The organism is Bifidobacterium tissieri (assembly GCF_002259645.1).
GTDB classification, from domain to species: domain Bacteria; phylum Actinomycetota; class Actinomycetes; order Actinomycetales; family Bifidobacteriaceae; genus Galliscardovia; species Galliscardovia tissieri.
Window position 1 is genome coordinate 1 of the sequence record NZ_MWWV01000022.1, and the last position, 20,010, is coordinate 20,010.

9 protein-coding genes are annotated in these 20,010 nt (G+C 62.0%); 1 reads left to right on the top strand and 8 read right to left on the bottom strand.

Annotated elements, in window-relative coordinates; all coding sequences use genetic code 11:
• Nucleotides 1-1,024: glycoside-pentoside-hexuronide (GPH):cation symporter (locus BTIS_RS11115; RefSeq protein WP_094665475.1), on the bottom strand; the 1,024-nt coding region annotated here is incomplete at its 3' end.
• Between the two features lie 549 nt (nt 1,025-1,573).
• Here BTIS_RS11115 and lacZ point away from each other — a divergent pair.
• Nucleotides 1,574-4,804: a beta-galactosidase, LacZ type gene (gene lacZ, locus BTIS_RS11120; RefSeq protein ID WP_094665477.1), complete on the top strand. Its 3,231-nt coding sequence runs from the start codon at nt 1,574-1,576 to the stop codon at nt 4,802-4,804.
• Nucleotides 4,805-4,905: 101 nt separating this feature from the next.
• Here lacZ and BTIS_RS11125 read toward each other — a convergent pair whose 3' ends face one another.
• The 7 genes from BTIS_RS11125 to BTIS_RS11155 all read right to left on the bottom strand — a co-directional run bounded on the left by BTIS_RS11125 (nt 4,906) and on the right by BTIS_RS11155 (nt 19,933).
• On the bottom strand, nt 4,906-5,907 hold the full coding sequence (locus BTIS_RS11125; RefSeq protein ID WP_094665479.1) for a LacI family DNA-binding transcriptional regulator: 1,002 nt from the start codon (nt 5,905-5,907) through the stop codon (nt 4,906-4,908).
• 222 nt (nt 5,908-6,129) lie between these two features.
• Nucleotides 6,130-6,459, bottom strand: a complete 330-nt coding sequence (locus BTIS_RS11130) for a hypothetical protein (protein ID WP_094665481.1) — start codon at nt 6,457-6,459, stop codon at nt 6,130-6,132.
• Between the two features lie 80 nt (nt 6,460-6,539).
• Nucleotides 6,540-7,319, bottom strand: a complete 780-nt coding sequence (locus BTIS_RS11135) for an SDR family oxidoreductase (protein ID WP_094665483.1) — start codon at nt 7,317-7,319, stop codon at nt 6,540-6,542.
• A 275-nt stretch (nt 7,320-7,594) separates the two neighbouring features.
• Nucleotides 7,595-8,473, bottom strand: coding sequence for a hypothetical protein (locus tag BTIS_RS11140; protein WP_094665485.1), 879 nt, complete (start codon nt 8,471-8,473; stop codon nt 7,595-7,597).
• Nucleotides 8,457-9,386 carry a class C sortase gene (locus tag BTIS_RS11145; protein WP_094665487.1) on the bottom strand — a complete coding sequence of 310 codons (930 nt, stop codon included), beginning with the start codon at nt 9,384-9,386 and terminating at the stop codon, nt 8,457-8,459. Before BTIS_RS11145 ends, BTIS_RS11140 begins: the two co-directional genes overlap by 17 nt.
• 140 nt (nt 9,387-9,526) lie before the next feature.
• Nucleotides 9,527-11,083: a SpaH/EbpB family LPXTG-anchored major pilin gene (locus tag BTIS_RS11150; RefSeq protein WP_158216907.1), complete on the bottom strand. Its 1,557-nt coding sequence runs from the start codon at nt 11,081-11,083 to the stop codon at nt 9,527-9,529.
• An 84-nt stretch (nt 11,084-11,167) separates the two neighbouring features.
• Nucleotides 11,168-19,933, bottom strand: a complete 8,766-nt coding sequence (locus BTIS_RS11155) for an LPXTG cell wall anchor domain-containing protein (RefSeq protein WP_245819433.1) — start codon at nt 19,931-19,933, stop codon at nt 11,168-11,170.
• Between the last annotated feature and the right edge of the window lie 77 nt (nt 19,934-20,010).

Below are 20,010 nucleotides of genomic sequence, written 5' to 3' on the forward strand. Positions count from 1 at the left end.
CGATGATGAACATCACGTAGCCGGCGATCATGAACACCATGCCCGCGAGGTAGAGGTAGCGGCGCGGGATGTAGCGGTTGAGGATCGGGTAGAGCGGCGCGGCGACCAGACCGGTGATGATCGGGATCACGCCGGCGATGGAGAAGGCGGCCGGCTGGCCGAGTACGAACTTGAACAGGTAGAGCAGCACGCCGGTGGTGGCCACGTTGGCGATGGCGTACAGCAGGTAGCTCAGCGCGACCCACAGCAGCTGGTCGTTGTGGGCCAGGGCGCCGAACGCCTGCAGCGGGTTGCCGTTCTCCTGGGCCTTGGAACGCAGTGCACTCTCGTTCTCCTTGGTGCCGAACGCGACGGTGAGCGCGGTGAGGATGCCAAGCAGCGCGACGATGACGCCGAACGCCGTCCAGCCGGACTGGCTTTCGGTGTGGGAGCCGGTGAACACGTAGCTGAAGTAGGTGACGATCGGGATGACGACCACGGTGATGCCGTTGTAGCCGATGGAGCCGGTGAAGGAGCCGAGAGCAGTGTAGACGCTGCGCTCATGAGAGTCCTCGGACAGCGCCGGAATCATGCCCCAGTAGGAAATGTCACGCAGCGAGTAGAACACGTCGAGCACGATGAACACGATCACGAACAGCACGATGAACCACGTCTCGCTCACATTGACCAGACCGAACAGGCCGGTGTAGACGAGGGCGAGCAGCACGGCGGATGTGCAGCCACCGATGACCTGCCACGGGCGGAAGCGGCCGAACTTGGTTGTGGTGTTGTCGATGAGGTTGCCCAGCAGCGGATCGATGAAGATCTCACCGATACGGATGGCCACAATCAGACCGGTGATGATGCCGATGAGCTTGGTGGCGAGCGCCTTGTCGACCCCGGCGAACATGGTGCTGGTGACGTAGACGACGAAGTAGGTGCTCAGCGCGTTGTAGAACGCGGACTGACCGAAGTTGCCGATCGCATAGCAGATACGGCGTCCGATGCCGCCCGATTTGGTTGCGGCTGTGGTTTCTTCCTTCATGATCGTGCTTCTCCTTAGAAGACTGATGTGCAAGATCTTCCGTTGATCTGACAAGCGTCAGTGTACGACGTTACCCCTATAAAGTAAAATCCATTACTGATTAATCAGCAATCCGGGCGTGTCGTGTTCACTTGCAGCAGCGAGGCGTCCAGCATGCATCACGCATCGCCACCATCAACAATCGTTGCAAAATCAGACGTCTGGCACGATAGGAAGTTACCGAACCGCGCTCGGACACGTCAATCGGCGTATCGACCGGATATTAGAGGACAATCCATCTATCCCCCACTACAGAAAAACCGAACATTATCACATCATAAATCGCACAAAAAAGTAACAATATCAATCTACAACAGGGTAGATTGCCACACATAGGCAACAATCCTCCAACACTCTGACTCCAACGACTTGCATAAAGAAAGAATTGATATTACCGTGATTAGTAAAGAGTTTTATTGCTCTTGACCGTCGACCGACGAAGCGACGGCCACCCAGTACACCACCGACCACGACTGCGACAACGACGTTCATGTCAGAAAGACAGGGAACATGACCACCCAACCCACCTCATCCACTGCACCGCTCACCGAATCCATCCACATCAGGCACGCCGCCGAGGCCGACGCCGCATGGATCACCGACCCGGAGACGTACGCCGTCAACCGACTGCCCGCACACACCAGCCACCGCTTCTACGACCACGCACCCCAGCCCGGCGAGACCATGACCCTGCGCACCAGCCTCGACGGCCAGTGGCGCGTCCGCGTGGTCACCACCGGCGCCGAAGGCTACCCCGTGGCCAGCGAACCTGGCAAGCACGCCCCCGCATTCGCCGACCCCGACTACGACGACTCCGCATTCGGCACCATCGCCGTGCCCGCCCACCTGAGTGAAGGCGGCTATCTCACCCCGCAGTACGTGAACGTCCAATACCCGTGGGACGGCCACGACGACCCGATCGCCCCCGACGTTCCGCAGAACAACCACGTGGCGCTCTACCGCCGCACATTCACCGCCGGAGGCGAGATCGCCGCCGCCATCGAAGGCGGCCGCCCCGTCACGATCACCTTCCAAGGCGCGCAAACCGCGATCTACGTATGGCTCAATGGCGTGTTCATCGGCTACTCCGAGGACTCCTTCACCCCCAGCGAGTTCGACGTGACCTCCGCCATCCGCAACGGCGAAAACGTACTGGCCGTCGCCTGCTACGAATACACATCCGCCAGCTGGCTCGAGGACCAGGACTACTGGCGTCTCTACGGCCTGTTCCGCAGCGTGGAGCTCACCACCCACCCCGCAGTGCACGTGAACGACCTCGCCGTGGTGGCCGACTACGACCACACCACCGGTGAAGGCTCGATCGACGCCACCGTCACGCTCACCCGCACCGACGATGCCCCCGAACTCGGATCCGCGCTCGCCGAAATCACCGACGTCGACGGCAACGTCGTCTGGAAGCAGGAATACGACGGCGCGACCATCGCCGACGGCACGCTGCACATCGCATCCGGCGTGGGCGAGGTGAACCCGTGGAGCGCCGAGGAGCCCACCCTCTACACGCTCACCGTCACGCTCAACGGAGCGTTCGAGGACGTCGTCGATGATGTGATCGAAGTGGCGCAGACCCGCATCGGCTTCCGTCACTTCGCCATCGAGGACGGCATCATGAAGCTCAACGGCAAGCGCATCGTGTTCAAGGGCGTGGACCGCCACGAATTCGACGCCCGCCACGGTCGTGCCGTCACCGAAGAGGACATGCTGTGGGACATCCGCTTCTTCAAGCGTCACAACCTCAACGCCGTGCGCACCAGCCACTACCCGAACCAGACCCGCTGGTACGAACTGTGCGACGAATACGGCGTGTACGTGATCGACGAGACCAACCTCGAAACGCACGGCACGTGGAACGCCCCTGGTGACCAGGTGACCGCCGACACCAACGTGCCCGGCAGCCGTGACGAATGGCTGGGCGCCTGCCTCGACCGCACGAACACCATGATCCGCCGCGATTTCAATCACCCGAGCGTGATCATCTGGTCCATGGGCAACGAATCCTACGCCGGCACCGTGATCAAGGCGATGAGCGATCTGACGCATCAGATCGACCCCACCCGTCCGGTGCACTACGAGGGCGTGTTCTGGAACCGCGAGTTCGACGCGCTGTCCGACATCGAAAGCCGCATGTACGCCAAGCCGGCCGAGATCGAGGAATATCTGACCAACGACCCGAAGAAGCCGTACATCTCCTGCGAGTACATGCACGCGATGGGCAACTCCGTCGGTGGCATGAAGCTGTACACCGATCTGGAGCGCTACCCGCATTACCAGGGCGGATTCATCTGGGATTACATCGATCAGGCCATGTGGCAGAAGCTCGGTGACGGCAGTGAGCGCCTCGCCTACGGCGGCGATTGGGGCGACCGTCCGCACGACTACGAGTTCGCCGGCGACGGCATCGTGTTCGCCGACCGCACCGTGTCCCCCAAGGCGCAGGAGGTCAAGCAGCTGTATGCGAACGTGAAGATCGAGCCGACCGACGCCGATGTGACGATCACGAACGACAATCTGTTCGTTTCGACCGCCGGTTACGTGTTCACCGCACGTCTGCTGGTCAACGGCGTGCAGACGTGGAGCGCCGATTATCGTTTCGACGTGCCGGCCGGCGAGACCCGTCGTTTCGACGTGGCGTTCCCGGATGTGTGCGAGCGCGATGACGTCGAGGTGACGTACGAGGTGGATCAGCGGCTGGCACAGGCCACCGATTGGGCGGAGGCCGGCTATGAGCTGGCGTTCGGCCAGCATGTGACCGTGGTGAAGGGTGCCGGCGCGGATGACGAAGCCGATGAGTCGGCCGAGACCGCAGCGGCCGCTGGCACCACCAGCACCGACGCCGACGCCAATATCGAGATCGTGAACTCCCGTTGGAATCTCGGCGCTCACGGCACGAATGGCAACGATTTCGAGGTGATTCTGTCCCGCACGCAGGGCGGCATGGTGTCGTTCCGCTCCGGCGAGCGCGAGATGGTGATCCGTCGTCCCGATCTGACGACGTTCCGTCCGCTCACCGACAATGATCGCGGCAACGGCAGCGGTTTCGACCGCGTGCAGTGGTTCGGTGCCGGCCGGTACGCCCGCGTGGTGGATACCGCGTTCGATGCCGACGTTGATTCCGCGACCGCCACGTATACGTATGAGCTGGCCGAGCCGAACCGTACGCGTGTGACCGTGCGTTACGAGGTGGCGGCCGACGGCAGCGTGCATCTGACCGCCTCCTATCCGGGTGGCGTGGATGCGCCGACCCTGCCGGCGTTCGGCCTCGAGTGGACGCTGCCGGTCGAGTACGAGAACCTGAAGTTCTACGGTTTCGGTCCCGACGAGACGTATCTCGATCGGAAGAACGGCGGCAAGCTGGGCGTGTATGCCACCACGGCGGCCGATTCCGTGGCACCGTATCTGGTGCCGCAGGAGACCGGCAACCACGAGGATGTGCGCTGGGCCGAGATCACGGATGTGACCGGTCATGGCATGCGCGTGGCCGCCGGCCGCGGCGAGGCGGGTGCCACGGGATTCGACGTGAGCCTGCTGCCGTACAGCACGCTGATGCTTGAGGAGGCGCGTCACCAGAACGAGCTTCCCGCGCCGCGCCACACGTTCCTGCGTCTGCTGGCCGCACAGATGGGTGTGGGTGGCGACGATTCGTGGGGCGCCCCGGTGCATCCGCAGTTCCAGCTGGACGCGGATCAGCCGCTCGTGCTTGACGTGACGCTGTCGCTGATCTAGCGGGCACGCTGAATACGCAGATATACGCGATCGGCGTCCTGCCCGGCCCCGTACTGGGACCGTAGGCAGGACGCCGATGTGTTTGCAGTGCTGTCGATCGGTCACCCATGCTTCGCCGGCACGAAACTGTCCCGGGCCACCAGCGTGGTCGACAGCAGTACGTGATGCTTCACCCGGTGCAATCCGGACATCGCCTCACCAAGCAGGTTGATGCCGGTACGCACCAGCTCATGCCGGTCGATGTCATACGTGCTCAATGCGGGTGACGTGTACTGTGCGATCGGCTGGTTGTTCACGCTGATCAGGCTCACGTCACGCGGCACGATCACGCCGGCCGCATTGAACGACTGCAGCACGCCCACGGCGATCACATCGGCAGCCACCAGAAACGCATCGGGCAGGTCGTCCCGACGTTCGGCGATGATTCGCTCCCCCAGCTTTCGTCCGCTTTCCACATTGAACGGACCATCGATGTAGATCAGGCCATCGGTGTCGAATCCGAGTCGGTTGGCCCAGTTGCGGAACGCCAGCAGCCGCATGTCCTCGGGGTATTCATGCGTGCCGCCGATGAAACCGACGCGCTTCATGCCCGCCGCGGCGAATTCGTCCAAGGCGTCGATCACGGTCTGCTGCAGGTCGGGCTGCACAGAATCGAACAGGTTCGGCGCGGGGTTGGTGTCGAGAAACACGCCATATGGCAGTACCTCGTGCAGTCGGCGCAAATCGTCATGGGCGATCACCTCGGCGCCGATCGTGATGAATCCGTCGTACTGCGCACTGGCGTCGATCAGCTCGTTCACATCGGTGTGGAATTCGATGTCCATATGCTGCTCGACGGCACTGCTCACCACCACATCGCGCAGTTCGTTGAAGTAGGCGTCCTCCAGATGAGCGCCAGGGTCGACCATGTCAAGAATGGCGACCTTGCGCGGCAGCACAACGCGTCGGGAAGCCTGCGTGGCATACCCCAGTTCCTCGCTCACCTGAATGATCCGGCGACGGGTCTCGTCCTTCACCGACAGCGTGGGGTCGCCGTTGAGCAGACGGGACACCGTCGCCTGCGAATACCCCGCCCGTTTGGCGATTTCCTTGATCGTGACCATGCTTCTCGTGTCTCCAATACGCGCCTTTGCCAGCGCGACATTACGCAGTAAATGTATTTACTTAACAATATTACCGCACGATAGGCAATATGACACGTATGCAACACGGAACATGTGACATTATGTTGGACAATGATCGACAATGACCACAAATCAACGACCGGTCCGACCGCGATTATCACGATCGGACCGGTCAGTCAGTCACCAATTCAGTAATCGTCGTCACGCCGGACGGATCACAAGCTCCTGGATCCGCCCGTCATCGTCCACGCTTTCGATCTGCGCGAGCGCGTGGATGATGGTGCCGGCGTAGTTGGCGTAGAAGTTCACGGTTCGGCCGTTGACCATATGCGGGTCGCTCACCGAGAATCCGCCGATCACGAACTGGTTGTGGAAGAACATGTCGATGGCCTTGTCGCCGTAGAGGAAGATGTTCTCCTTGCCTACGAGTGACGGGCAGTAGTCGAACATGCGGCTCTGTTCGGCGAAGCACGAGCCGAGCGCTTCGTAGTCCTTGTCCTGCAGGGCCTTGATGTAGTCGTCGATGATCATGAAAAGTCTCCTGTCTGCAATGTTTCTGGTGGTTGATTCGCCGCGGACCGCCGCGACGAATGTCGGGGGTGAGAGCCGGATCAGTAGACCTTCTCGGAGTGGAGGAGCGCGTCGGTGCCGCCGTCGGCGAAGAGCACCACGCCATTGAGACCGGCGGCCTCGGGGCTGGCCACGAACGCGATCACGTTGGCCACCTCCTCCGGGTCCATGAGCGGTTCCTCGCCGTAGTGCGTGGGCACCTGGATGGCCTCCATGGCCACGCGCTGCTCGGGCAGCAGGTTGCCGGTCATGGCGGTGCGCACGTTGCCGGGGGCCACGGCGTTGAGACGCACGCCGGAGGCACCCCACTGGGCGCTCATGCGGCGGGCCCATCGGGCGAGCGCGTACTTGGTGGCGGCGTAGAAGGCGTGGCCGCCGATCGGATCGTAGTCCTTGACGAGGTTGACGATGCGGTCCTCGTCGGGGTTGTTGTTGAGCATGCCGACCACGTCCATACGGGCATCGCCGTGCGCGATGGAGTTGGAGGAGGTGACGGTGCAGCTGCCGTGCTTCTTCTTGAGCAGGTCGAACACGCCCTGCGCCATCACGGTGGCGCCGAAGTAGTTGAGGGAGACGATCAGCGGGATGGGTGCGCGACCGCCGGCCACGCCCGCGTTGCAGATCATGGCGTCGATGCCGTCGGGGTAGCGTTCGTGCAGCTGGTCGATCGCGTACTGACGGCCCTCCTTGGTGGCCAGGTTCGCGCTGATGTCGCCGTCCTTGAGATCGATGTTGACGACCTCATGGCCGCGATTGCGCAGGATTTCAGCGGTTTTGGCTCCGATGCCGCTCGTCGCGCCGGTGATGACGTACACGCCCATGTCTGTCCTTTCGATGCTCGATCCGCACATATCACGACCATCGTGAAACGAAACCGAACAATGTGAGATTCCTCCCGAAAGCATCACTGCCGGAAGGTGCTTCTCACTGTACAGGCATTGCAATCATTAACGTAAGGACTTGCCACGCTTTGCCAATATCATGTTCCCGCTCACATTTTCCATGTGCACAATACGGCACAATACGCACAATACAGCACTGCCTGTTCCCTAGTGTGATCACACTAAGAAACAGGCAGGCACCGGACGAGTCCGGTTCAGTGCAGATCGTCGTGCCGAGTGCTGGCGTACCGGGAACGGATGAACAGGAACACCAGTGCGATGCCGCCGAAGATCACCGCGACCTGCACATAACGCATGATCGCGGCACCGGTCTTGGCGATGTTCGACTGCTGCGACGGCACGGCCGGAGTGGGCGACGGGTTCTTCGACGGTTCCGGCGTGGGCTTGCCGGACGGATTCTCCGACGGTTCCGGACCGGGACCGGGAACCTGTTCGAACTTGGGCGATGCAACCACGGCGTAGTTCGCCGCGGATGACGCTCCCCCGGACGTTCCCGGCTCCGTCTCCGGAATCGCCACCAGAAACGCGTCGCACACGTACGCGGAATTCGCATCGGCCACGGCGGTACGCGATACCAGATACAGTCCCGGCACAAGGTCTCGCACGACCGCACGTCCATCGGCACCGGTCACGGCATGATCGGTCACGTCATAGAGACCGTGCGAGGATGCATATTCGGCGAGTTCCTTGGCGGCCTCATTGTATTGTGACGAGCTGAGCGATCCCCAGTCCCTGCCGACTGCTGAGAACGCATCGCGTGTGGAAAATCCGTTGATCGTACCATCGTCTCCGATCGTCGCGTCGGCCACCTGCGCCACGGCATACGTGTCGCCGGCAAGCACGCGGGTGGTGCCGCCATCAGCGACCGTGGCCGAGATCGTCAGCGTGCCGACACGCCCCGATGCCGCAGACGCCGATGCAGACGTGGGGAACAGCAACCCCCACGATATGACCAGCATCACGGTTAGTGTGATCACACTAAGAATGGCGGCTGGCAAGGCGAACAGTCGAATGCCGCCCTCACGGGTCGACCGCCGCCCGGATGCGCCATGCGCGCTATGAATGTCTCCCATGTCGCGGTCTCCTTTCGTTTCCGCCGTCACGCTTGTCCGCGTGACCCCGTTCGCCGCTGTGATGCGCGGCCACGGCGTGCCGCCGTCGGTAGATGTGATGCGCTATGCCGCCGCCTACAAGCAGCACCGCCAGCCCGATCAGCGGAACGAGGTACTGCACCGGAATGTCGAGTCCGAATCGTTTCGCCGACTCCGCGTTCATGGCGGGCGTGTATGGCACGCGATGGCCACGCACCAGAAGTCTGTGTGAGTTCACGCCGTAGGGCGTGCAGGTGATCAGCGTCACCTGATCCTCGCCATCCTGGATGGCGAGTTCCTGCGTGTCAGTGGGCAGCACCGTGGTGATGCGATCGACCTCGTACGCATACGTGTCCTTGAGGACTGTGATATAGAACCGATCGCCGGTTTTCACCCGGTTGAGATCGGTGAACAGCTTGGCGCTGGGCAGTCCCCGATGCCCGGACACCGCGGCATGCGTGGACGCCCCGCCGATGGGCAGCGACGTGCCCTCCAGATGACCGATGCCCACCTGCAGTACCTTTTCGGCGGTGCCGTGGTAGATGGGCAAGGTCTCGTGAAGGCGTGGCACGGTGATGTACCCCATCATGCCGTCGCCGTTGAGATTGAGCAGGCTCATGTATTCGCTGTCGGAGGCGTCGGCACCCACCGCGTTCGACAGTGCGTTCGTGGTGCCGCCGGCGTCCTGTTCGGCGATCTTCGCATTGTATGCGCGCGCGGCATCCATGATCTTCTGGTATTCCTCGTCGGACAGCGCGTCGACGGCCTCATCGTAATGGCTGACGACATGGCTGGAGTTGCGCATGATGAGAATGTTGCTGATCGTCGGGTAGAACAGCACGAGCAGTCCTCCGATGATCACCAGAATGGGCAGAATGTCACGCAGTTTTTTCATGATAAGACGCTTGTGGATGGTGACGGCCGGCCGTCACTCGGCGATGTTCCGATGTGTGGAATATCGATCATCGCCGAGGAGACGACCGACCATGACGTCCGGGTCAGTCCCGAGGAGAGACCGACTCAGACATGGCTGGCTCAGGCGTTGGCGCGCTTGCGCTGGATGGCCCAGGCCACACCGAGGGCGATCACGATCACGCCGACCACGGTGAACGCCACAGTACCCATACCACCGGTGCCGGGGAGGAGGGTGCCTTCATTGTTCTTGACGGTGATCGTGGTACCGGTACCCTTCTCAGCACCGTATGAGTACGCAACATTGGAGGTGTTGAGCGTACCGTCGGCGTTATAGGTGGCGGTGATCGTCACGGAGATCGGATCGGTCAGCTTGTTGTATCCGTTCGGAGCCTGATCCTCGACGAGCTGATATTCGCCGGCAGCCAGACCGGTGAACTTGATCACGCCGGTTGCCGGAGTGGTGACCTTACCATCCGCAACGCCGGTCTCCCCGTCCTTGACCGGACGGTAGGATTCCCCATCCTTTATCAGGTTCACGAGCGTGCCATCCTTCTTTGCCAGATGGAACACGGCTCCGGCAAGAGTCTTGTTGGCATCCTTGGCATCGACCTTCTTCAGATCGAAGTTGAAGGTGTAGGTGTGGGTCTTGCTTTCCGGAGTGTCATCCACACTGTCCTGGTTGTTCGGATCGTTGCTGTAGATCAGCTTCACGGAGTTGCTGGCCGTATCCTGTCCGGCCACTGCCTGTTCGTTCACCGTTGCGGAGTAGGTGACGACGATCTCCGTGCCGATGGTGGCCTTGTCAGTGGCGAATCCCTTGATGGACTTGGCCAGATCGATGGTAAGGGCCGTGGCATCATCGGTGGCATTAGTGGAGGTAACGTCGAACTGGTCTGCGGTCAGCGCTGTGCCGTTCACGGTCACCTTGACGTCATTCTTGAACGTGAGTCCCTTGGACAGGGTATCGGTGAACTTGAAGGTGTACTTGAAGTCGGCAGTGTACTCGGTGTAATTCGGCACCTTGGACTTTACCGTGAAGTTGACCGTGTCGCCGATCTGGGCGCTGCTGCCCTTATCGGTGTTTTCGGGCTTCGTGCCCGTGCCGGTGACCGTCTTGTCTACGGTCGGGTATTCGGACTTCAGCGCAACCGAGTTGTCAGTCTTCGTCACGTTGGTGAGGATGGCGTGCGGAATCGAATCCGCGCCATCGTTGGTCACCAGATAGTAGCCGTAGTTCAGGCCCGAGAAGGTCGCCGTGTACGGCGCTTCCTCGGTGGCAGTAACGGAAGCGGGGTCCAAGGTGGTCTGCTTAGCGGCCCAGGCCGATGCGGATGCCGCGAACTCGGCGATCTTGGCGGAATCGGTCAAGGCGGACACGTAAGTATACGCATTCTGCGAGAATGCGTTGTCATCCGCACCATTGACGCCCTTGGTCTGGAAGAAAGCCTTCCAACCCGAGTTCAGCGTGTAGGTGGCGCTCTCGCCATCGGTGTTCGGCGTGGCCGAGAACATCTGGTAGGCGGTGACTGTATTGCCAGAGAACCCGGCGTTATCGCTGGTCACGGTCAGGGTGGCCGGTCCAGCGGCGTTGGCGGTCGTCGCGGCGACGCCCGCCATGCCCAGCGCGGTCGCGGCGGCAAGCGCCACGGCTGCGATCTTCTTCATCAGCGATTTCATCACTGTTTCCTTTCCTTGTTGTGTGAACATTGGTGTGCCACCCGGTTCCCCGGGTGGGAAATCTGTTGTGTGACTCGGGACCGGCTATCGTGAGTGCCGGCCTCGCGTCTTCGCCGTTCGGGATGCGCGTGGCGGCCGGACCGTCGAATCGGCATGTCTGCCAACTCGTGAACCTGCCAATCCAGCCACACCAGGGCCTTCGACAACGTTCGTGCCTCCCGAACCGCGGGCACCTACGACCGCCAGGGCCACTCCCCTGCCGTCACGCCGGTTGCGCACATACCATGCCGCGCCCAGGCCGATGAGCATCAGGCCGAACAGCATGATCCACATCACGCCCTGTCCGCCGGTGTCCGGCAGCGGACGGGAGCTGGCATTGGTCACGGTGGACACGTTCTCGATGCCGTCGTGGCTTACGGAGACGCTGTATCCGGCCTTGGCCGGCGTCACGTCGCCACTGCCGTCGACGTTGATGCCGGTCTCCTCCACGCTGTACGTAAGGTACTTCGGCTGGCCGTTCACCATCACGGCGACGGGCAGTCCGCTGATCACCTTGCGCCACGTGTTGCTCCAGAAGGAACCGTCCGAGGAGTCGAGGGTGACGGTCCACGGGTTGGTCTGCTCCTTGGCGGTGCAATCACCGTCGAAGCATTGAATGGTCTTCGGCGTGACCACATTGCCGTTGTCGTCCGTGTAATGCGCGGTGATCCGCAACGTGATCGACTTCGGCTTGGACAGTCCGGCGTCCTTCCACACCTTCTGCACGGTGAGGTCCACGGTTCGGCAGCCGTCCGTACCGCAGGGGTCCTGACCGTCTCCGGGCTCGGGAGTGAATCCTCCGTTGTTGTTGGTCACGGCCTTGTCCAGCATGAGCACCGCCTTGGCGGCGGACACGTAGGCGTTGAGCGGCTTGTACGACGCTTCGCCGGTGGCGGCCACGGCATCCTTGATGCCCACCCACGTGGTCTTGTCGTCGCCGGCCGCTCCGCTGTTGGCGGTTGCGCTGTCGTAGGCGTTGACCACGTCGAAGTAGTTCACGTCCCAACGGTCGAGTCCGGTGTTCAGCGTGCCGTCTCCGGTATCCGCGGTCTTGGACGCGAACGTCTTGCGACCGTCATTCGCGGATGTCACGGCAGATCCAGCCGCCGCGTCCGCCGTGCGGTAGATGCGGTACGTGTTGTACTTGCCGTCGCTTGTGGGACCGATGATGTCGTTCTTGTCGTTGAAGAACCAGTTCGAGTCCAGCACGGTGTTGGCGAACGGGTCGACCAGACCGGAGGTGCCGCGGATGGTGTCCGCATAGGTCATGGCGTTGGCCTGCAGCACACCTTCCTGATTGAGTCCGGCGAATCCACCGACGTACCCGGTCTTGAGACCTTCCACGCCGTCGGAATCCTGCGTGGCACCGCCACCGAACACGTCGTATCCATCGGCGATGCCAGCCACGGACGATTCGGTCACCTTGGTGCGGTTGCCCTTGATGAGCTGCAGCTTGACGTTGTTCTCCTCGCCCTTGTTCACGCCGTTTTCGGTGCATCCGACGGAGATCCTCGAATCACCGATGTAGATGTAGGCGGTGTCGTCGGTCTGCGATTCGGTGTCGTGCTTGTCGAGCGCCACGCCGACCTTGAGTCCGAACAGGTTCACATACAGCACGTTGCCTTCCGCGAACAGGTCGAGATCGACGAACTTGATGAGTCCGCCGAAGTACTGCTTCTTGATGTTGGCCCATTCGTCGGTCGTGTGCTCGATGCCTTCGACGTAGAGGATCTTCAGCAGCGGGTTCACCACCAGACTGAGCAGCAGGTCCACAAGCTTGGAATTTACGCCCGCATCCACCAGATAGGCACGCGTGGTCTGTCCGACGAAGCCTCCGGAGATCTCGCTGCCCGTCACCTTCTTGAGTCCGGTGACGGTGCTGCCGGAGACACGTGCCAGATCGGCGTATCCGACGAAGCCGCCGGCGACCTCGGCTCCCTTGCGTTTGACGGAGTCGTTGAGCGCCGCGTCACGACCGTAGTCCTGACCGTTGTGCGTGGCGGTCACGGTGAAACCGTCGGCGATGCCCACGACCGAGGAATTCCCCACGTGGGAGCCCCAGATGTCGAGTACGCCCGCGGTCAGTCCGGCGAGTCCGATCGCGGAATCGGTGACCTTCACGTCATCGGCGTCCACTGTTCCGGATTTGCCCAGATGCCCAATGAAGCCGCCCACATAGTTGAGTCCGGTCACGCTGTTGAGGTTCGTCACACTGGACTTCTTCACGGAACCGTTGATCAGTCCGCCACCGAAGCCGCCCGCGGCACCGGTGAAGCGCGTGGAGTCAAGCATGCCCTGCGTGGAGGAGTCGTGCGCCACCACCTGGATGCCGTCGGCCACGCCGTTCACCCGGCCGTCGTACACGAACGTGCGGAAGGCATCGAGCACGCTCACGTTGCCAACGCCGAGCAGCTTGAGCAGCAGGTTCGTGTTCTCGTCCTGCATGGTTCCGCCGCCAACGGAGGCCACGCTGGAGATGTCGGCGATGCCGAAGAAGCCACCGGCATACTGGCCGCCCTCCACACCTCGCAGCCCATTGACCACAAGCTCGGCCGGATCATTGGCGGGATCCGCCTCCGTGCCGCTGCCCTTGGCCGAGTCCTTGTCGCCAAGGATCGCGGCCTGCAATGATCCGGCGAAGCCACCAGCGTTCACCGCGTATCGGGTCTGACCGTCCGCCTTGTAGGCACCTTCCACGGTGAATCCCCAACTGTCACTGTCCGCACTCACATGCGCGCCGCGGATGGTGACCACGGTGGCCTGCAGCACGTTGACCAGACCGGTCGGATTGGTGTTCTTCACGAGCGTGTCAAGCAGTCGCTGCAGGAAGCCCTCGGATACGTCGTTGGTGTTCACGTCGGCGACCGAACCGGATGTCGCCAGACCGATGTAGCCGCCCACGTTGTTGCGTCCGGACACCTTGCGCAGATTGCTCACGTTCGCGCCGCTGGCGATCGCACCGTCCTTGAGCGTGTTGCCCTCGGCATCGCGATCGCCCCAGATCTGTCCGCCGATCGCCATGCCCGCATAGCCGCCGGCGTTGCCGACGCCCTTCGAGACGTTGCCGTCAACCGTATCCACGCCGGTCGCCTCCACGCGCAGTCCCTTGCGGTAGCCTTCCGTACTCGACGACTTGATGACGGGTACGAACACCTGCGGCGTGCTGACCAGACTGCCGAGATCCAGCTTGAGTCCGGCGAGATCGACGGTGCCGATCGTGGCCACCGAACCGGCCTCCATCGAGCCGGCATAGCCGCCGGCCGCACGCATGGCCCTGACCTGCTTCACATCCTGCGACTGTCCGTCGGTGATCGTACCGGTGCGCATGAGTCCCACATGGCCGCCGGCCACGCCGGAGTCACGCAGATTCGCGCCGGTGTCATGATGGCTTCTGCCGGCCACCACGTTGAATCCGAAGACGTAGTCCTTCAGGAAGTCGTCCAGCGATGCCTGATCCTTGACCTTGTCCGCGCCGGCCTTCACCACGTCGGTGAATTCGGCACCGTATGCACCGTATTTGCCGATGTTGTCACGCCACGTCTCCCACTGGCCGTAGCTCATGCCGCGCAACGGTCCGGTGACCCGCGAATGCTCCTCGGTGGGGTATACCAGTCCGAGCACACCGACCAGATTGTCGACGCTGATCAGTCCGCCAAGCACGCCGAGGCTTCCACCCTGTGCGGTGTCGGCAGCCTCCATGAATCCGGTGTAGCCGCCGGCGAGTTCCGCACCGTAGACGCTGCGGATGCGAGCCGCGTACGCCACCTGTTCATTACCGCTGAGCGGAGTGCCCGAAAGGCTTGACCATGCCGCATCGTTGTTGCCCCAGATGTGGCCGCCACGATTGTGTCCCACATAGCCGCCGGCCATGCCACGCCTGGTCTTGGTGTCGGACGTCGCCTGGGCACGAACCGCGCCGCCGCAGATCGCAGCGTCGGTGGAGCTGTTGCGGATCGTCGGCACGAAGTCCTGCACGGCGGAGAGCACATCGTTAAGATCCACGATCTTATTGAGAATGCTGCCCTTGCCGACCACGTTGGCCGCGGCACCAGGCTGCATGGTGCCCACATAGCCGCCGGCGGAGATCTGTCCGATGATGTATACGAATTCGTGCGCGTTGGAATGCTGGATGTGCCCGCCTTCGATGTCGCCGACAAAACCTCCGGCCATGCCGATCGGCGCGTCGGAGTCGGCGACGTTGCTGGCACGAACGGAGTAGCCGCCCACGCCACCGGTCACGTCCGAATATTCGATGGTGGAGACCACCACGTTGAGTGCGCTGAGCAGATCAGTCACAGTGATCTGCAGATCCGTGCCGCCGAGCACATCGAGGGCATCGCCCACCCCGGCGGCGGCGCCGATGTCCATCTTGCCAATGTATCCGCCTGCATACCGGGCGGCATCCACGGCGTAGGTGCTTTTGTCGCTCAGATAGGTGTCGTTGATCGAACCGCTGGTTTCAAGATTCTTCGGCGCGATCACGTCGGTGCGCCGCAGTTGCGTGACCGACGACGTGCTCACCTGCACGCCCGATCCGTATCCGATATATCCACCCGCGGAACCGGCGTTGGCATCCGTATCGTCGTCCAACCGCATGGCGCTGACCTTGATACCATAGTCGGCCTTCGCGTCAACGGCGCCGCCCGCGTTTTGGAACGTCTCGCCATCGGACTTCACTCCGGCGTAGGAGATCAGCGGCACGTAGGCCTGCATGAGCTTCACTAGGTTGGCAAGGTTCACCGTACCGAACTTGCCGAGAATGGAGACGCCGCCACTGCCTGCGGAGGCGAGTGCACCGGCCACGGCCTTGCCGGCGAATCCACCGGCGTAGGCACCGCCGGTCACATGATCGATGTTCGTGACGGCGACCGGATTGTCCTTGGCCGTATTCACCAGATCGACCAGTGTCTGGTCTTCCTTGTCTTTATCGGACAGTTGGTTGATCTTGCCGCTCTGGAAATCACCGGCGAAACCGCCTGCGACATCGGCCTGCACGTAGCCGCCGTTCACATAGGACACATCGACGAGCTTGTAGTCGGGAACGAGGTAGGGCACCGCGCCGAATAGGCCCGTGACATTCACCAATCCGCCGTCGATCAGGCCTTGCAATACCGACGAATCCTTGGAGTCGTTGATCGCGTCGATCAGACCGCCGGTGGTGGAGAAGCCCACGAAGCCACCGGCCATGCCGTCGGAGGTCTTGTCGTCCGCCGTGACCGACTTCAGGTTGCGCACGTGTGCGTCCCGGGTCTTGGTGCTGTTCGCCTGACCGTAGAAGCCGCCGGCCGCGTAGGAGTTGGTTTCCTTGTTCTCGTTGTGCCCGGACGCGACGACGGTGAATCCGTCGCTAATGCCGGTCACGGTCGCCTTGCTTACCGTGACGCCGGAATACTGCGCCACATTGGCAAGACCTGAAATCTTTACCAGGCCAAGCAGGTTAAGCCCCTTGCCTGCGCCAACGACGTCGCCCGGACCGGTGAAGCCGATGAAACCACCGGCCTCGCCCTTGGCCTTTACGGTGTTGAGGTTGGAGACCGTGGTGTTGGTCATCGTGCCACCGGTGGCCAGGCCGATCGCACCGCCCGCATAGTAGCCGTTGTCGCCCGCGGTGACGCTCAGTCCGGTGTCCACGCCGACGAGCGTCACGTTCGATACGCCGAACAGCGAGAAGTCCAGGTCGCCTAAACCGAGCGTGTTGTTGAGCAACGCCGCAACGGTGGCCGGCTGCAGATCGCCGACGATACCGCCTGCATATGAGCCGCCGGCGGAGACGGAACGTAGACCGGTGATCGTCGTATCCCGGGAGGCCGGGGCCGGACGCTTGGGATCATGCTTCCAGAACGGGAGATTGCCCAATGCATCCGAGGTCGACGACGTGATCACCGCGCCGGACCCCTGCCCCACCAATCCACCGGCGTAGTCGCCACCGGCCTTGACGGTAATGTCGCCGTTCATCTGTGCGCCGAGGATGGCTGAGGGCTTCACGCCGGCGAGATTAAGCAGATCTCCGGCCTGATCTGGGATGATCTGGCCACTGGTGAGCAGACCGGTAAGCGTACTGGCCAACGTCTTGAGCAGCGAGGTGTCGGAGGCGCTGTCACTGCCGACCTCCAGTCCCCATCCCACGGACGAGATGCCGGTAAAACCACCGGCATGGGTCTTGGTGGCGGTAACGGACACCGTTCCGGCAATATCGTCGTTTACCGCGTAGGAGTTGGCCATCACGCCGCTGAATCCGCCGGCGTAGCTCTCCGCTTCAACGGTGAATCCGTTCTGCGCCGATACCTGGGAGCCTTCGATCAGGCTCTGTGGGCGCAGCACCGCCAGCAGGTGCACGCCAAGATTGCTGAGCAGGCCTCCGACGTCACCATTGCGGCTTGCTCCGGCGAAACCGCCGGCATAATTCCTGGCCTGCACGACGAACGCGTTCTCGCTGCTCGCCGACGAGTTTTCGATGACCGTGCCCATCTGCAATCCCACGAAGCCACCGGCATAGTCCTTCGACGCGCTGCCCAGGGTCACGTTCTGCTTGAAGTTCGTCACGTGGTTGTCGGACAGCAGCGGGTTGTAGTAGGCGACGGGAATGAGCATATCGAGGCCCAACGTGCCGTCGAGCAGCCACCGGGTGAGATCGCCGAGTCCGATGAACGGAATGACATCGAGGATCTTCCCCAGCAGATCGGTCAGCGCACCCGCCGCATTGGATACGACGTCATATTTGGTCGCGCCTTCCACATATCCCACGAAGCCGCCGGTCATGTCGCTTGCGCTGGATACGGCGACGTCGTCCACCTCGTTGTTCGTGACCTTCGCATCGCCGTAGATACGGCCGGCGAAGGCGCCCGTGGCGAGGTTGGAGGGGTTGCTCTTATGCAGGTTGAGCAGATCCGACAGATTCAGGTGGATGTTCAGAAGCCCGAGAAGGACATCGAGCAATCCGCCGACCGCGCCAGTCAGCGCGCCGAGCAGCGTGGTCGGCACGATCGCCTCGGTGGCCTTGTTCGTCACCGTCACGTTGCTGAGTTTGAGGTTGGTCACGGTGACGGTTCCGGCGCTGCCGAGACTGTTGTCAGACATCGTGCTCTTGTTGGCGATGGTGGCGAAGAACCCAATGCCCTGCTGCTTGCTGACGTCAAGCTTGGTGTCGTTCTGCTCCACCTTCACGTTGGCGATGACCGGCTTGTTCGCGGTGTCGTTGACGCTTGCGCCATCGGCGCCAAGCGTGCTCCACAGGGATCCGGCCGTGTCGCCATTCCCGCTGACGGCTCCGAGCATGGTGCCGGCGAACATGAGTGGATTCCATGTGGCGTTCGCGGTCGTGCCATTGGCGGCATCGGCGCTGAGATCGATGTTGCGGAAGATGATGTAGTTCGCGTCGGCGGTGTAGGTCAGACCGGTATTGGCGCCGTAGGTGGCATCGTCCACGGATTGGCGGTTGCCGTTGGCGTCCTTGGTGAAGTACTGGGTACGCGTTGCCCCATAGGTGAACAGGAGCCCGTCATGATCGGGGATATCCGCATTGTGCAGGGTGGCTCCAGCGGCCAGATCGGCGTCGCCATCGTAGTACAGGGACTCCTGACCGGTATCGGACCAGCCTCCGGTGAGGCAGCCAAGCAACTGCTGGCATTGCTGTGTGATCTTCCAGACCCGTCCCACGACCTTCGTCTTGCCATCGTTCGCCCCGATCGCACGCAACTGCTGTTCGTTGCCGATCAGAATATAGGATTTGCCGTTGATGGTCTTGGCGGCCTGTCCGACGAAGTCACGGCCTGACAGGGAATCAGCGGCCGCCGCAACGGTATCGGCAGCGGATGCATCGGGTTGGTCGGACTCCCCGTCGTCGGTGGAAGCGGCATCGGATGACGACGATCCATTCGCGGTGGAGGTCGAATCGGCGGATCCTTCATTTGCTGTCTTCGCCGTCGTTTCGTTGACGGCCATGATCTGCCCGGCGTCGCCCTTCGGCGTGGTTGTGGTGAATCGTGCGGACAGCACGTACCGGTGGGATGCGCCATAGGTCAATGCCTTGCCGTTGGCACCGTTCACAGGCTTGCCAATGCCGAACTTGGCGGCATCCCAGTCGCCGCTCATCACCGGTTCGGATTCACGGTTCTTGGACGCGCTTACGGCAAGCTGATACCGATTGTGCAGGGTGATGGTATCGGTTTTGGCGTCGTACAGCGTCCGTTCATCGGATTTCACCGCGGAATCGGCGTTGATCGTGCCGGAGAATCCTTCGGGCAGTTGCCACGTCACACCGGACGGCAGTTCGATGTCGTTCATCAGCACGTAGGAGGCGTTGTTAGCGTAGGTGACCGCATTGCCGTTCGCGTCGGTCACGGTCTGGCCTCCGCCCACGAATCCGGCGGTGGTATCGGCACTGGTCACCTTGGCGTTCGTGCCGATCGCGGCCAGCTGGGCATAGGTGTAGATCAGAATGGAGCCGTCACGATAGGGCTCATTGGCACTCATTCCGCTTTTCATGGCACCGTCAGCCGTTGCGATACGGGCTGCCGGCAGACCGGTTTTCGTTCCTGATTGCGAAGTGGCGGCATCATCGGCCGAGACAATCACGTTGGACGACTCACCGACGTTGATGCCAGCGGATGCGCTCGTGGTCGTCAGGACGGTATTCGATGCCGACGCACTGGAAACAGGGATCAGCGAGCACATCGACATGGCGATGGACAATACGACGGCGATGGCACGACCGCCAAGGACGCGGCCTCGTCCATTCCTCGAATCAGCGCGTACGGCAATACCATCCGCAACGACGTCGAGTCGGTTATTCTTCACGTCGAATACTGACATCGGTGCCTCTCTTGTCTCTCCTCACATGTCACTTCGCAAGCGCACTCGGGGGTACACCAACTCCGTTACTCGTGATT